Source organism: Serratia grimesii (genome assembly GCF_900186025.1).
GTDB classification, from domain to species: domain Bacteria; phylum Pseudomonadota; class Gammaproteobacteria; order Enterobacterales; family Enterobacteriaceae; genus Serratia; species Serratia grimesii.
Map to the genome: position 1 here is coordinate 1,302,168 of NZ_LT883155.1, position 13,095 is coordinate 1,315,262.

Consider the following 13,095-nt stretch of genomic DNA (forward strand, 5'->3'; position numbering starts at 1 on the left):
CCGCCAAAATGACTCGGCTAAAACCTTCAGAACTGAATGGATAGAACATCATGAATTTACACGAATATCAGGCAAAACAGCTGTTTGCTCGGTATGGTATGCCGGCACCAACCGGTTATGCCTGTACCACACCGCGTGAAGCGGAAGAAGCCGCATCCAAAATCGGCTCCGGCCCGTGGGTGGTTAAATGTCAGGTTCATGCTGGCGGTCGCGGTAAAGCTGGCGGCGTTAAAGTTGTCAACAGCAAAGAAGATATCCGTGCTTTCGCTGAAGCCTGGCTGGGCAAACGTCTGGTGACCTACCAGACTGACGCGCTGGGCCAACCGGTTCACCAGATTCTGGTAGAAGCTGCGACCGACATCGATAAAGAACTGTATTTGGGTGCGGTAGTTGACCGTGCAAGCCGTCGTGTGGTGTTCATGGCATCTACCGAGGGTGGCGTTGAAATCGAGAAAGTTGCGGAAGAAACCCCGGAACTGATCCACAAAATGACCATCGATCCACTGGCAGGCCCACAGCCTTACCAGGGTCGTGAGTTGGCCTTCAAACTGGGTCTGACTGGCAAACAAGTTGGCCAGTTCGCCAAGATCTTCATGGGTCTGGCGACCTTGTTCCTGGAGCGTGACCTGGCGATGGTTGAGATCAACCCGCTGGTCGTGACCAAGCAGGGCGATCTGATTTGCCTTGACGGCAAACTGGGTGCCGACGGCAACGCACTGTTCCGTCAGCCTGAACTGCGTGAAATGCGTGACCTTTCTCAGGAAGATGAGCGTGAATCCCGTGCGGCACAGTGGGAGCTGAACTACGTTGCTCTCGACGGCAACATCGGTTGTATGGTTAACGGCGCAGGCCTGGCGATGGGTACCATGGACATCGTTAAACTGCACGGTGGCGAACCTGCTAACTTCCTCGATGTGGGCGGTGGTGCAACCAAAGAGCGCGTGACTGAAGCTTTCAAAATCATCCTGTCTGACGACAAGGTGAAAGCCGTTCTGGTTAACATTTTCGGTGGTATCGTGCGTTGCGACCTGATCGCCGACGGTATCATTGGCGCAGTAGCCGAAGTGGGCGTTAACGTCCCGGTGGTGGTGCGTCTGGAAGGGAATAACGCCGAGCTGGGCGCCAAGAAACTGGCGGACAGCGGTCTGAATATCATTGCTGCGACCAGCCTGACTGATGCGGCTCAGCAAGTTGTTGCGGCAGTGGGGAGCAAATAATGTCCATTTTAATCGATAAAAACACCAAAGTAATTTGCCAGGGCTTCACCGGTAGCCAGGGGACTTTCCACTCTGAGCAAGCTATCGCTTATGGCACCAAAATGGTCGGCGGTGTTACGCCGGGTAAAGGTGGCACTCAGCACCTGGGCCTGCCAGTGTTCAACACTGTGCGTGAAGCGGTAGAAGCGACTGGCGCAACAGCGTCCGTTATCTATGTACCGGCGCCATTCTGCAAAGACTCCATTCTGGAAGCTATCGATGCAGGCATCAAACTGATCATCACCATCACTGAAGGCATCCCTACGCTGGATATGCTGACCGTGAAAGTGAAGTTGGATGAAGCTGGCGTGCGCATGATTGGCCCGAACTGCCCAGGTGTTATCACCCCGGGCGAGTGCAAAATCGGCATCATGCCAGGCCACATCCATCTGCCGGGTAAAGTGGGTATCGTTTCCCGTTCTGGTACCCTAACCTACGAAGCGGTAAAACAAACTACCGATACCGGCCTGGGCCAGTCTACCTGTGTGGGCATCGGTGGCGACCCGATCCCGGGCTCTAACTTCATCGATATCCTGAAATTGTTCCAGGAAGATCCGCAAACCGAAGCGATCGTGATGATCGGTGAGATCGGCGGCAGCGCTGAAGAAGAAGCTGCAGCCTACATCAAAGAACACGTGACTAAGCCAGTGGTTGGCTATATCGCGGGTGTTACCGCGCCTAAAGGCAAACGTATGGGCCATGCTGGCGCCATCATTGCTGGCGGCAAAGGCACTGCAGACGAGAAGTTTGCGGCGCTGGAAGCGGCTGGGGTTAAAACCGTACGCAGCCTGGCTGATATCGGCGAGGCAGTAAAAGCGGTTCTGAATCGCTAATTTACCGCCTGCAGTAACCTCTATTTCAACAGGGCCAGACTTTTTGTCTGGCCCTGTTTTTTTTGCCTGCCGTAGGCAAGAACTCTGGTCGATATCCTGTGGGTACCGGACGTTAGAACCAGGAGTATAGCCATTAGGTGACGGAATGAGGATATACGGCGGGTGTATATACTGACTGTTTTAACCCATAAATTTTCTTTTTTATTGCCAGAAATTATCAGAGTAAAAAAATAAGCTAAGCTTGTCCTGAGAGTAGGTTAATAAAAGCTAACATTAGTCACAGGCTAACTCCGATTTAAATACAAATAACCATTAAATATCACATCTATTTAACACAAAAAGCACGTGGATAGACTACGAAACCATTATGTAACATAACCACAAGATAATTATGAGAAATTGTGAGCTGAATCTGGAAATAAAATGCAGATAGGCTTAAATTGTTTCAGATCAAATTACGTCTGAATACCTCTTTAGGCCAGAATTTGACCTGTAACCAAAAGTCTAACCCATATCACGTAAAAACCTATTTATTGTGTGGGATTGGGCGAGTATCATCCATGATGAATATGGATGGTTGATCTTGTTGCATTTGTTACCCGTTGTCGGTTTTCAGTGGTGTGTTTAGTACATTGGCCTGTGGGGCCCGCGTCGAATGCATGGTTGAAAGCGGAGAAGCTGGATCAAATTTTTGTTGTGTTTAAGGGCATTCACTGCGGGGCGTTACCGGTAGCTTCACCCGAAGTCATATCGATAACCGCATGTCGGAGTCTTCCTGCGAGGAGCAAGGAGTCAAGATGTTTGATATTGTCGAACTGTCGCGCTTACAGTTTGCTTTAACGGCGATGTACCATTTCTTATTTGTCCCATTAACGCTAGGTATGGCGTTTTTGCTGGCAATTATGGAAACGGTATATGTACTGTCAGGCAAGCAAATCTATAAAGATATGACCAAATTCTGGGGCAAGTTATTTGCAATTAACTTTGCTCTGGGTGTGGCCACCGGTTTGACCATGGAGTTCCAGTTCGGGACTAACTGGTCATATTTCTCACATTACGTCGGTGATATTTTCGGGGCCCCTCTGGCCATCGAAGGTCTGATGGCGTTCTTCCTTGAATCGACGCTGGTCGGCCTGTTCTTCTTCGGCTGGGATCGTCTGGGCAAGGTGCAGCACATGGCCGTTACCTGGCTTGTTGCATTAGGCTCTAACTTCTCCGCGCTGTGGATCCTGGTCGCCAACGGTTGGATGCAGAACCCAATTGCCTCGGATTTCAACTTCGAAACCATGCGTATGGAGATGCTCAGCTTCTCCGAACTGGTACTCAACCCAGTTGCGCAAGTGAAGTTTGTACACACCGTGGCTGCCGGCTATACCTGTGGCGCGATGTTCGTTCTGGGTATCAGTTCTTACTACCTGCTGAAAGGCCGTGATACTGCCTTTGCCAAGCGCTCTTTCGCTATTGCCGCCAGCTTCGGTATGGCTGCTGTGCTGTCTGTTATCGTGTTGGGTGATGAATCCGGTTACGAAATGGGCGACGTGCAGAAAACCAAACTGGCTGCCATTGAAGCTGAGTGGGACACTCAACCGGCTCCGGCCTCCTTTACCCTGTTCGGGATCCCGAATCAGGATAAAATGGAAAACTCCTACTCGATCCAAATTCCTTATGCGCTTGGCCTGATTGCCACCCGCTCAACAGATACCCAGGTCATCGGCCTGAAAGATCTGATGGCGCAGCATGAAGTCCGTATCCGCAACGGTATGAAAGCTTACCAGTTGTTGGAAGAGCTGCGCAGCGGCAATACCGACCCGGCAGTACGTGCCGAGTTCAATAAAGCCAAACAGGATTTGGGCTACGGCTTACTGTTGAAGCGTTATACCCAGAACGTCACTGACGCGACGGAAACGCAGATCCAACAGGCAACCAAAGACTCAATTCCACGCGTAGCACCACTGTACTTCGCCTTCCGTATCATGGTGGCCTGTGGCGTGCTGATGCTGCTGATTATTGGTCTGTCGTTCTGGAGCGTGCTTCGCGGCCGCATTGGCCAGAAGAAGTGGCTGCACCGTGCGGCGCTGTATGGCTTGCCATTACCATGGATTGCGATCGAAGCCGGCTGGTTCGTGGCTGAATATGGTCGTCAACCTTGGGCAATTGGTGAGGTGTTACCGACTGCGGTCGCTAACTCTTCACTGACTGCGGGCGACATTTTGTTCTCGATGGGGCTGATTTGCGGCTTGTACACCCTGTTCCTGGTGGCTGAAATGTACCTGATGTTCAAATTTGCACGTCTGGGTCCAAGCAGCCTGAAAACTGGCCGCTACCACTTTGAACAACCGACTGCCGCCGTGCAGGAAGCGCGCTAAACAGGAGTCCACGTATGTTTGATTATGAAGTACTGCGATTTATCTGGTGGGTCCTGATTGGCGTACTGCTGATCGGTTTCGCCGTCACCGACGGTTTCGACATGGGTGTCGGCATCCTGGTGCGCATTATCGGTAAAACCGATACTGAGCGCCGTGTGATGATCAACTCCATCGCACCGCACTGGGACGGTAACCAGGTGTGGCTGATCACTGCCGGTGGTGCGTTGTTCGCTGCCTGGCCGATGGTCTATGCGGCGGCGTTCTCCGGTTTCTATGTCGCCATGATCCTGGTTTTGGCTGCATTGTTCTTCCGTCCGGTCGGTTTTGACTACCGTTCGAAGCTGGAAAGCAGCCGCTGGCGCAACATGTGGGACTGGGGCATCTTCATCGGTAGCTTCGTGCCTGCTGTGGTCTTCGGTGTGGCGTTCGGTAACCTGTTGCAGGGTGTGCCGTTCCACATGGATGAATACATGCGTCTGTTCTACACCGGTAACTTCTTCCAACTGCTGAATCCGTTTGGTTTGTTGGCGGGTGTGGTCAGCTTGACCATGCTGGTGACTCAAGGGGCAACCTATCTGCAGATGCGTACCAGCGGTGAGATTCACCTGCGTGCACGTGCTGCTGCGCAGATCTCCACGCTGGTGATGGCAGTGTTCTTCCTGTTGGGAGGCATCTGGCTGGTTAAAGGTATCGATGGTTATGTGATTACGTCGACGCTGAACACCATGGCGGAATCTAACCCGATGCGTAAAGAAGTGGCTCATCAGGCCGGTGCCTGGTTGATCAACTTCAATAAGTATCCGCTGCTGTGGGCACTGCCTGCACTGGGTGTGGTGCTGCCGCTGTTCACGATTCTGTTCTCGCGTTTGTCTAAAGACGCGCTGGCGTTCGTGACCTCGTCGCTGACCATTGCCTGTGTGATCCTGACCGCCGGGGTGACCATGTTCCCGTTCGTGATGCCATCAAGCACTGTACCTAACATCAGCCTGACCATGTGGGACGCTACCTCCAGCTTGTTGACGCTGGAAGTGATGACCGTTGTTGCGGCCATCTTTGTGCCTCTCGTGCTGGCATACACCAGTTGGTCGTACTACAAAATGTTTGGTCGTCTCGATAAGAACTTCATCGAGAACAACAAGCATTCGCTGTATTAAGGATAGGGAGCTAAACCATGTGGTATTTTGCCTGGATTCTCGGAACGCTTCTTGCCTGTGCCTTTGGCATCATCACGGCGCTGGCACTTGAGCATCACGAAGATTCAAAAGCACAGCAAGACGGTAAGTGATGAGTTCGTCATTGACTGACAAGCTGTACGCTGTCACTGATAAGGGTCCTATCAGGGCCCTTTCATTGGTGTTGGCGTTGATTTTGGCGGGCTGTATTTTCTGGGATCCGACCCGCTTTGCGGCGAAGACCAGCTCGCTGGAGATTTGGGAAGGTCTGCTGCTTATTTGGGCAGTGTGTGCCGGGGTTGTTCATGGCGTCGGGTTCCGACCGCAACGCACTCTGTGGCGTGCTTTTTTTGCGCCACTTCCGGCAATTGTGATCCTGGCCGCAGGATTACTTTACGTTTCTTTATAATCTCCGCTATACCCCCAAGTTATGGGCCATCGCGGCCCATAATTATTTTCGTTCCCATCTTGTAACCCATTCCCAACCCGATCCGTCTTGCGTATAGTAGCACCGTTAAATTGCATTGCTGGGAAGTAGAGTGAGTAATACGTTGTTTCGATGGCCGGTTCGCGTTTACTACGAAGATACCGATGCCAGTGGTGTGGTCTATCACGCCCGCTATGTGGCTTTTTTTGAAAGAGCGCGCACTGAGATGCTGCGTCATCATAACTTTCATCAACAGCAGCTGCTCAGTGAAAATGTCGCCTTCGCTGTCCGGCGCATGACGGTAGATTATCTGCTTCCTGCACGTCTTGATGACCAGCTGGAAGTTCAGAGTGAAATCACCTCAATGCGCGGGGCTTCTCTCACGTTTGCTCAACGTATTGTCAATTCTGACGGAACTCTTTTGAGTCAGGCCGATGTGTTGATTGCATGCATTGATCCACACCAAATGAAGCCGATAGCGCTTCCTAAGTCTATTGTCGCGGAGTTTAAGCAGTGAATGAGATGAACATCCTAGATTTATTCTTGAAGGCAAGCCTGCTGGTTAAGCTTATCATGTTGATTTTGATATGCTTCTCAGTGGCCTCCTGGGCGATCATCATTCAGCGCACCCGCATTTTGAATGCGGCTACGCGTGACGCCGAAGCCTTTGAAGACAAATTCTGGTCCGGTATTGAGCTTTCCCGTTTGTATCAGGAAAGCCAGGCTCGTCGCGATAGCCTGACGGGTTCCGAGCAAATCTTCCACTCTGGTTTCAAAGAGTTCGCTCGTCTGCATCGCGCTAACAACCATGCACCGGAATCGGTGATCGAAGGTGCGTCGCGTGCGATGCGTATCTCGATGAACCGCGAACTGGAAACGCTGGAAAACCACATTCCTTTCCTCGGCACAGTGGGTTCGATCAGCCCGTATATCGGTCTGTTCGGTACCGTGTGGGGGATCATGCATGCCTTTATCGCACTGGGTGCGGTTAAACAGGCCACGCTGCAAATGGTAGCACCGGGTATCGCTGAAGCACTGATCGCAACTGCTATCGGTTTGTTCGCCGCTATTCCGGCCGTAATGGCCTATAACCGCCTCAACCAGCGCGTCAACAAGCTTGAGCAGAATTACGACAACTTTATGGAAGAGTTCACCGCTATTCTGCATCGTCAGGCCTTCTCCAGCGACAGCAAATAAGTAGGAGGTAGCATGGCGAGAGTTCGTGGACGTAATCGGCGCGAGCTGAAGTCCGAAATTAACATAGTTCCGTTGCTCGACGTGTTGCTGGTGTTGTTGCTGATCTTTATGGCAACGGCGCCGATTATCACGCAGAGTGTTGAGGTTGATCTGCCAGACGCGACCGATTCTAAAGCGGTGTCCAGCAGTGATAATCCGCCGGTAATCCTCGAGGTTTCTGGCGTGGGTCAATACACCCTGGTGGTGGATCACGATCGCATGGAGCTGTTGCCGCCGGAGCAGGTTGCTGCTGAAGCCAAGTCGCGTTTAGCGGCTAACCCTAAAACGGTCTTTTTGATCGGTGGGGCGAAGGAAGTTCCGTATGATGAGATTATCAAGGCATTGAATATTCTCCATCAGGCGGGCGTCACTTCTGTAGGGCTGATGACCCAGCCAATCTGACCCTAGGGCCAGTGGCAACCCGGTTCCTGTGCTGCGGCGCAGGAACCCCGTATAAGCAACGCCAGTTTTTGGGAATCTATTTTGGTAAAGGCAACTGAGCAAAACGATAAGCTGAACCGCGCCGTTATTGTTTCGGTCGTTCTGCACTTTGTATTGATTGCCCTGCTGATTTGGGGATCGCTGCAAGAAAACGTCGAAATGAGTGCCGGCGGTGGCGGCGACGGTTCGGTCGTCGGTGCAGTGATGGTCGATCCCGGGGCAGTGGTGGAGCAGTACAACCGCCAGCAACAGCAGAGTAACGACGCGCAGCGTGCTGAAAAGCAGCGCCAGAAAAAAGCGGAACAACAGGCCGAAGAACTTCAGCAGAAGCAGGCGGCGGAACAACAGCGCCTGAAAGAACTGGAGAAAGAGCGTTTGACCGCGCAGGAAAAAGCGGCCCAGGACGCGAAAGCACAGGCTGAACAGCAAAAGCAGGCCGCAGAGCAACAAAAGCAGGCTGCTGAACAGCAAAAAGTGGCTGAGAACGCCGCGGCGAAAGCCAAAGAACAACAGAAAGTAGCGGAAGCGGCCGCTGCGAAGGCCAAGGCCGAAGCGGATAAAGTCGCTAAAGCACAGGCGGACGCGCAGAAGAAAGCTGAGTCTGAAGCCAAGAAAGAAGCCGCTGTTGCTGCTTCCGCTAAGAAGCAGGCGGAAGAAGCGAAGAAAGCCGCTGCTGAGGCTGCAGAGCAAAAAGCTGCCCAAGCGGCTGAGAAAAAGGCTGCTGCTGACGCCGAGAAGAAAGCGGCAGCAGAAGCCGAGAAGGCTGAGAAAAAAGCGGCTGCTGATGCTGAGAAGAAAGCAGCAGCAGAGGCTGAGAAAAAAGCTGCCGCCGCAGAGAAGGCTGCTGCCAAGAAAGCGGCTGATGCCAAGAAAAAAGCCGCTGCAGCCGCTGCTGAGCAGTCTTCAGAAGTTGATGACCTGTTTGGAGGCCTGGCTGACGGCAAAAACGCGCCGAAAGGCGGCGGCAAGCAGAAAGGTGACGGTAAACCGGCAGGTCAGGGCAATGCCAAGACTGCAGGTGCCAGTGGTGCTGAGATCAACGGATATTTGGGGCAGATTACTTCTGCCATTCAAAGCAAGTTTTACGACGCAGACTTGTATAAAGGGCGTAAGTGCGACCTGCGGATTAAATTGGCACCGGACGGCCTATTGATTGATGTTAAATCTGAAGGGGGTGATCCCGCACTGTGTCAGGCGGCAATAGCTGCTGCGAAACAGGCGAAGATCCCGAAACCGCCAAGTCAGGCAGTTTATGAGGTGTTTAAGAATGCTCCCCTTACGTTTAAGCCACAATAATGGTTGTTTTAGCTAAGTCATATCGCAGGGATGTACTAAGGTAACCAACAGGGATTATGTAGTTTTGTTTGCGTTGGTTTGTTAAAATTCTGCTAATTTATCGCAGGCATTCCGCCTGGATAAGGGAGATGAGATGAAGCAGGCATTTCGAGTAGCGTTAGGTTTTTTAATACTGTGGGCATCCGTTCTTCACGCGGAAGTTCGCATTGAAATCACCCAAGGGGTCGACTCTGCTCGCCCGATTGGCGTGGTGCCGTTTAAATGGGCGGGCCCAGGCACGCCTCCGGAAGATATTGGCAAGATTGTCGGCGCAGACCTGCGCAATAGCGGCAAATTCAACCCAATTGACGTGGCGCGTATGCCGCAGCAACCAACCACCGCGTCTGAAGTGACGCCGGCGGCCTGGACTGCATTGGGCATTGACGCGGTCGTGGTCGGTCAGGTGCAACCTGGTGCGGACGGCGGCTACCTGATCTCTTATCAACTGGTTGACACCTCGGGTTCACCGGGCACCGTTCTGGCGCAGAACCAGTATAAAGTGACCAAACAATGGTTGCGTTATTCTGCTCACACCGCCAGCGACGAAGTGTTTGAGAAACTGACCGGTATCAAAGGCGCATTCCGTACCCGTATCGCTTACGTGGTACAGACCAACGGCGGGAAATTCCCGTACGAGCTGCGCGTAGCGGATTACGATGGCTACAACCAGTTTGTGGTACACCGTTCACCAGAACCATTGATGTCTCCAGCCTGGTCGCCGGACGGCAGCAAACTGGCGTACGTAACCTTTGAAAGCGGCCGTTCAGCGTTGGTTGTGCAGACACTGGCTAACGGTGCTATCCGTCAGATCGCTTCGTTCCCGCGTCACAACGGTGCACCTGCGTTCTCACCGGACGGCAGCCGACTGGCCTTTGCGCTGTCTAAAAGCGGCAGCCTGAACCTGTATGTGATGAACCTTGGCTCTGGCCAAATCACTCAAATCACCGACGGGCGCAGCAACAATACTGAACCGACCTGGTTCCCGGATGGTCAGTCTCTGGCTTATACCTCCGATCAGGGCGGCCGACCACAGATTTATAAAGTCAGTGCCAGTGGCGGTGCGTCACAGCGTCTGACATGGGAAGGCTCTCAGAACCAGGATTCTGAAGTCAGCTCTGATGGTAAATTCCTGGTGATGGTGAGCTCCAACAATGGTGCTCAGCATATCGCCAAACAAGATCTCGGATCAGGCGCCGTTCAAGTTTTAACCGGCACCTTCCTGGACGAAACGCCTAGTATTGCGCCAAATGGCACCATGGTGATCTATAGCTCCACGCAAGGTATGGGCTCCGTGTTGCAACTGGTATCGACTGATGGGCGTTTCAAAGCGCGTCTTCCGGCAACTGATGGACAGGTCAAATTCCCTGCCTGGTCGCCGTATCTGTGATGCATGTGTAAATATGTATGGCAAACTATAAAAGGATTAAAGAAATGCAACTGAACAAAGTGCTGAAAGGGCTTCTGCTGGCACTGCCAGTTCTGGCTGTAGCGGCTTGTAGTTCTAACAAAAGCGCAAACAACGACCAATCTGGTATGGGCGCTGGCACTGGTACAGAAAACGGCAGCAGCAACCTGTCTTCTGAAGAACAAGCTCGTCTGCAGATGCAAGAACTGCAGAAGAACAACATTGTTTACTTCGGCCTGGACAAGTATGACGTGAGCTCTGAGTTCGCTCAGATGCTGGACGCGCACGCTGCATTCCTGCGTAACAACCCGTCTTACAAAGTGACCGTAGAAGGTCATGCGGATGAGCGCGGCACGCCGGAATACAACATTGCCCTGGGTGAGCGTCGTGCTAACTCAGTTAAAATGTACCTGCAAGGTAAAGGCGTTTCTGCTGACCAGATCTCTATCGTTTCTTACGGTAAAGAAAAACCAGCAGTACTGGGCCACGACGAAGCGGCTTATGCTAAAAACCGTCGTGCAGTTCTGGTTTACTAAGAGAATCGCATGAACAGTAACTTCAGACGTCACTTGTTGAGTCTGTCGTTACTGGTTGGCGTAGCGGTCCCATGGGCCGCTACTGCCCAAGCGCCAATCAGTAATGTCGGCTCCGGCTCGGTCGAAGACCGTGTCACCTCACTTGAGCGTATCAGCAATGCTCAGGGCCAGCTTTTAAACCAACTCCAGCAACAACTCTCTGACAACCAGCGTGATATTGACTCTCTCCGCGGACAAATCCAGGAAAACCAATATCAACTAAATCAGGTTGTTGAACGCCAAAAGCAGATCTATCAACAGATGGATAGCATCAGCCAGGGCGGTTCTCAGAGCTCTGCTGCCGCAGCAGGTGCCGCGGGTGGGGCAGCAGCGGCTGCATCCTCCGATGGCGCTGAGAGTGCGTCTGCGGGCGCCACAGCTGCCGCGCCGGCTAGCTCGGGTGATGAAAACAGCGACTACAACGCCGCTGTTTCATTGGCGCTGGAAAAAAAACAGTATGACCAGGCTATTTCCGCTTTTCAGACCTTCGTAAAACAGTACCCAAAATCGACTTACCAACCTAATGCTAACTACTGGCTGGGCCAGTTGTTTTACAACAAGGGTAAGAAAGATGATGCGGCTTACTATTATGCGGTGGTGGTGAAGAATTACGCTAAATCACCAAAGGCGCCGGACGCAATGTACAAGGTGGGTATCATCATGCAGGAAAAAGGGCAGGCTGATAAAGCCAAAGCCGTGTTCCAGCAGGTGATTAAACAGTACCCAACCAGTGCTGCGGCCAAACAGGCGAAAAGTCGAGTAGCCGGTTAACAAGCAAAAAATGAGCCCAGAAGTTAGTCGATTTGACCGATTTCTGGGCTCATTCGTGTGAAGAACAAGCAGTTGAACCACTTGTTCGAAAATTTAAGTTGCGCTGCCAAGATAAATTAGTAATATATGCCGCCGTTGCCAAGACATCTTGCAAGATGTTAAAGCAGCTAGGAAATTGGGTCGTTAGCTCAGTTGGTAGAGCAGTTGACTTTTAATCAATTGGTCGCAGGTTCGAATCCCGCACGACCCACCAATTTCTGAAGTAGTAGCAGTAACCACACTAGTGGGTGATTAGCTCAGTTGGTAGAGCATCTCCTTTACACGGAGGGGGTCGGCGGTTCGAGCCCGTCATCACCCACCACTGCTGTGGGCCGTTAGCTCAGTTGGTAGAGCAGTTGACTTTTAATCAATTGGTCGCAGGTTCGAATCCCGCACGGCCCACCAATTTCAGATTGGTTGAGATGTGAAACAGAAGGTCCAAGTCGAGTTTTTCGAATTGTCCCCACCCCGCATCGTTTTCCGCAATACAGTCTTAATGTCTGTATGTGTTGTTCAGCAGTAAGCCACGTCAGTGGGCCGTTAGCTCAGTTGGTAGAGCAGTTGACTTTTAATCAATTGGTCGCAGGTTCGAATCCCGCACGGCCCACCATTATTGCAGCGAGTTTTTCTCCTGCTTACGCGGTTCAGCAGTAAACCACATCAGTGGGTCGTTAGCTCAGTTGGTAGAGCAGTTGACTTTTAATCAATTGGTCGCAGGTTCGAATCCCGCACGACCCACCATTCTTTAAGATACACTCCTCTTATTATTAAAAAATCTTGGTTGGCATAACGCACGAATCGTGTGAGTGAGACCCTGCGTTCAGGTTCGAGCATCGCGCAGCGATACGACAACGCGCAGCGTTGCCCGTAGGGTGAGGCCAGCGGCCGAATCAATCCCGCACGACCCACCATTTCTTAGAATACCTCAACACTTTCCCTAGCTTGAATATCACATAACGCACGAATCGTGTGGGTGAGACCCTGCGTTCAGGTTCGAGCATCGCGCAGCGATACGACAACGCATAGCGTTGCCCGTAGGGTGAGGCCAGCGGCCGAATCAATCCCGCACGACCCACCATTTCTTAGAATACCTCAGCACTTTCCCTAGCTTGAATATCACATAACGCACGAATCGTGTGGGTGAGACCCTGCGTTCAGGTTCGAGCACCTCTTCGTTTCCCCACAATTGTTTCTAAACAGCTTCGCTTTACCCATTAGCTGAATCAATCCCGCCCTCTC

Annotated in this window: 13 protein-coding genes, 5 tRNA genes and 2 other RNA genes; all 20 read left to right on the forward strand. The window is 52.1% G+C overall.

Annotation, left to right across the window (positions count from 1 at the left end; translation table 11 throughout):
* Positions 1-50: 50 nt before the first annotated feature.
* The 20 genes from sucC (at position 51) to SGBXF1_RS06130 (ending at position 12,934) form a co-directional block, all read left to right on the forward strand.
* Positions 51-1,217: an ADP-forming succinate--CoA ligase subunit beta gene (sucC, locus tag SGBXF1_RS06035; protein WP_012005704.1), complete on the forward strand. Its 1,167-nt coding sequence runs from the start codon at positions 51-53 to the stop codon at positions 1,215-1,217.
* Positions 1,217-2,089 (forward strand): succinate--CoA ligase subunit alpha, encoded by an 873-nt coding sequence (gene sucD / locus SGBXF1_RS06040; RefSeq protein ID WP_020825678.1) that lies wholly within the window; start codon positions 1,217-1,219, stop codon positions 2,087-2,089. Before sucC ends, sucD begins: the two co-directional genes overlap by 1 nt.
* A gap of 797 nt (positions 2,090-2,886) precedes the next feature.
* On the forward strand, positions 2,887-4,455 hold the full coding sequence (cydA, locus tag SGBXF1_RS06045) for a cytochrome ubiquinol oxidase subunit I (RefSeq protein WP_037418146.1): 1,569 nt from the start codon (positions 2,887-2,889) through the stop codon (positions 4,453-4,455).
* A 14-nt stretch (positions 4,456-4,469) separates the two neighbouring features.
* Positions 4,470-5,609 carry a cytochrome d ubiquinol oxidase subunit II gene (cydB, locus tag SGBXF1_RS06050; RefSeq protein ID WP_037418149.1) on the forward strand — a complete coding sequence of 380 codons (1,140 nt, stop codon included), beginning with the start codon at positions 4,470-4,472 and terminating at the stop codon, positions 5,607-5,609.
* A gap of 17 nt (positions 5,610-5,626) precedes the next feature.
* Positions 5,627-5,740: a cytochrome bd-I oxidase subunit CydX gene (gene cydX, locus SGBXF1_RS06055; RefSeq protein WP_004949761.1), complete on the forward strand. Its 114-nt coding sequence runs from the start codon at positions 5,627-5,629 to the stop codon at positions 5,738-5,740.
* Complete coding sequence (gene ybgE / locus SGBXF1_RS06060) at positions 5,740-6,036, forward strand: cyd operon protein YbgE (RefSeq protein ID WP_037418152.1); 297 nt, start codon at positions 5,740-5,742, stop codon at positions 6,034-6,036. The genes cydX and ybgE overlap by 1 nt, the downstream gene beginning before the upstream one ends.
* Positions 6,037-6,166: 130 nt before the next feature.
* Positions 6,167-6,571 (forward strand): tol-pal system-associated acyl-CoA thioesterase, encoded by a 405-nt coding sequence (ybgC, locus tag SGBXF1_RS06065; RefSeq protein ID WP_012005710.1) that lies wholly within the window; start codon positions 6,167-6,169, stop codon positions 6,569-6,571.
* Positions 6,568-7,251 (forward strand): Tol-Pal system protein TolQ, encoded by a 684-nt coding sequence (tolQ, locus tag SGBXF1_RS06070; protein WP_006324117.1) that lies wholly within the window; start codon positions 6,568-6,570, stop codon positions 7,249-7,251. The genes ybgC and tolQ overlap by 4 nt, the downstream gene beginning before the upstream one ends.
* A 12-nt stretch (positions 7,252-7,263) precedes the next feature.
* Positions 7,264-7,692 (forward strand): colicin uptake protein TolR, encoded by a 429-nt coding sequence (gene tolR, locus SGBXF1_RS06075; protein WP_037418155.1) that lies wholly within the window; start codon positions 7,264-7,266, stop codon positions 7,690-7,692.
* Between the two features lie 81 nt (positions 7,693-7,773).
* Entirely contained in the window at positions 7,774-9,027 is a 1,254-nt protein-coding gene (tolA, locus tag SGBXF1_RS06080) for a cell envelope integrity protein TolA (RefSeq protein WP_186427973.1), read from the forward strand.
* A gap of 133 nt (positions 9,028-9,160) precedes the next feature.
* A complete protein-coding gene (tolB, locus tag SGBXF1_RS06085) occupies positions 9,161-10,453 on the forward strand; it encodes a Tol-Pal system beta propeller repeat protein TolB (RefSeq protein WP_020825685.1) in 1,293 nt (430 codons plus the stop codon).
* Positions 10,454-10,497: 44 nt separating this feature from the next.
* Positions 10,498-11,007, forward strand: coding sequence for a peptidoglycan-associated lipoprotein Pal (gene pal, locus SGBXF1_RS06090; protein WP_037418161.1), 510 nt, complete (start codon positions 10,498-10,500; stop codon positions 11,005-11,007).
* Between the two features lie 9 nt (positions 11,008-11,016).
* Complete coding sequence (cpoB, locus tag SGBXF1_RS06095; RefSeq protein WP_037418164.1) at positions 11,017-11,817, forward strand: cell division protein CpoB; 801 nt, start codon at positions 11,017-11,019, stop codon at positions 11,815-11,817.
* A gap of 177 nt (positions 11,818-11,994) precedes the next feature.
* Positions 11,995-12,070: transfer RNA gene (locus SGBXF1_RS06100), tRNA-Lys, on the forward strand.
* Positions 12,071-12,102: 32 nt separating this feature from the next.
* Positions 12,103-12,178 (forward strand) — tRNA-Val (locus tag SGBXF1_RS06105).
* Between the two features lie 7 nt (positions 12,179-12,185).
* Positions 12,186-12,261, forward strand: a tRNA-Lys gene (locus SGBXF1_RS06110).
* Positions 12,262-12,390: 129 nt separating this feature from the next.
* A tRNA-Lys gene (locus SGBXF1_RS06115) sits at positions 12,391-12,466 on the forward strand.
* A gap of 55 nt (positions 12,467-12,521) precedes the next feature.
* Positions 12,522-12,597: transfer RNA gene (locus tag SGBXF1_RS06120), tRNA-Lys, on the forward strand.
* A 45-nt stretch (positions 12,598-12,642) separates the two neighbouring features.
* A non-coding RNA gene (locus tag SGBXF1_RS06125) (RtT sRNA) lies at positions 12,643-12,767 on the forward strand.
* 42 nt (positions 12,768-12,809) lie between these two features.
* Positions 12,810-12,934, forward strand: a non-coding RNA gene (locus SGBXF1_RS06130) — RtT sRNA.
* Positions 12,935-13,095: the final 161 nt, after the last annotated feature.

Excerpts from the sequence above, each read along its gene's own strand:
- ybgE (WP_037418152.1), top strand. The coding sequence starts at position 5,740 with ATGAGTTCGTCATTGACTGACAAGCTGTACGCTGTCACTGATAAGGGT.
- cydB (WP_037418149.1), top strand. The coding sequence starts at position 4,470 with ATGTTTGATTATGAAGTACTGCGATTTATCTGGTGGGTCCTGATTGGC.
- cydA (WP_037418146.1), top strand. The coding sequence starts at position 2,887 with ATGTTTGATATTGTCGAACTGTCGCGCTTACAGTTTGCTTTAACGGCG.
- pal (WP_037418161.1), top strand. The coding sequence starts at position 10,498 with ATGCAACTGAACAAAGTGCTGAAAGGGCTTCTGCTGGCACTGCCAGTT.
- cydX (WP_004949761.1), top strand. The coding sequence starts at position 5,627 with ATGTGGTATTTTGCCTGGATTCTCGGAACGCTTCTTGCCTGTGCCTTT.
- tolR (WP_037418155.1), top strand. The coding sequence starts at position 7,264 with ATGGCGAGAGTTCGTGGACGTAATCGGCGCGAGCTGAAGTCCGAAATT.
- tolB (WP_020825685.1), top strand. The coding sequence starts at position 9,161 with ATGAAGCAGGCATTTCGAGTAGCGTTAGGTTTTTTAATACTGTGGGCA.
- cpoB (WP_037418164.1), top strand. The coding sequence starts at position 11,017 with ATGAACAGTAACTTCAGACGTCACTTGTTGAGTCTGTCGTTACTGGTT.
- sucD (WP_020825678.1), top strand. The coding sequence starts at position 1,217 with ATGTCCATTTTAATCGATAAAAACACCAAAGTAATTTGCCAGGGCTTC.
- sucC (WP_012005704.1), top strand. The coding sequence starts at position 51 with ATGAATTTACACGAATATCAGGCAAAACAGCTGTTTGCTCGGTATGGT.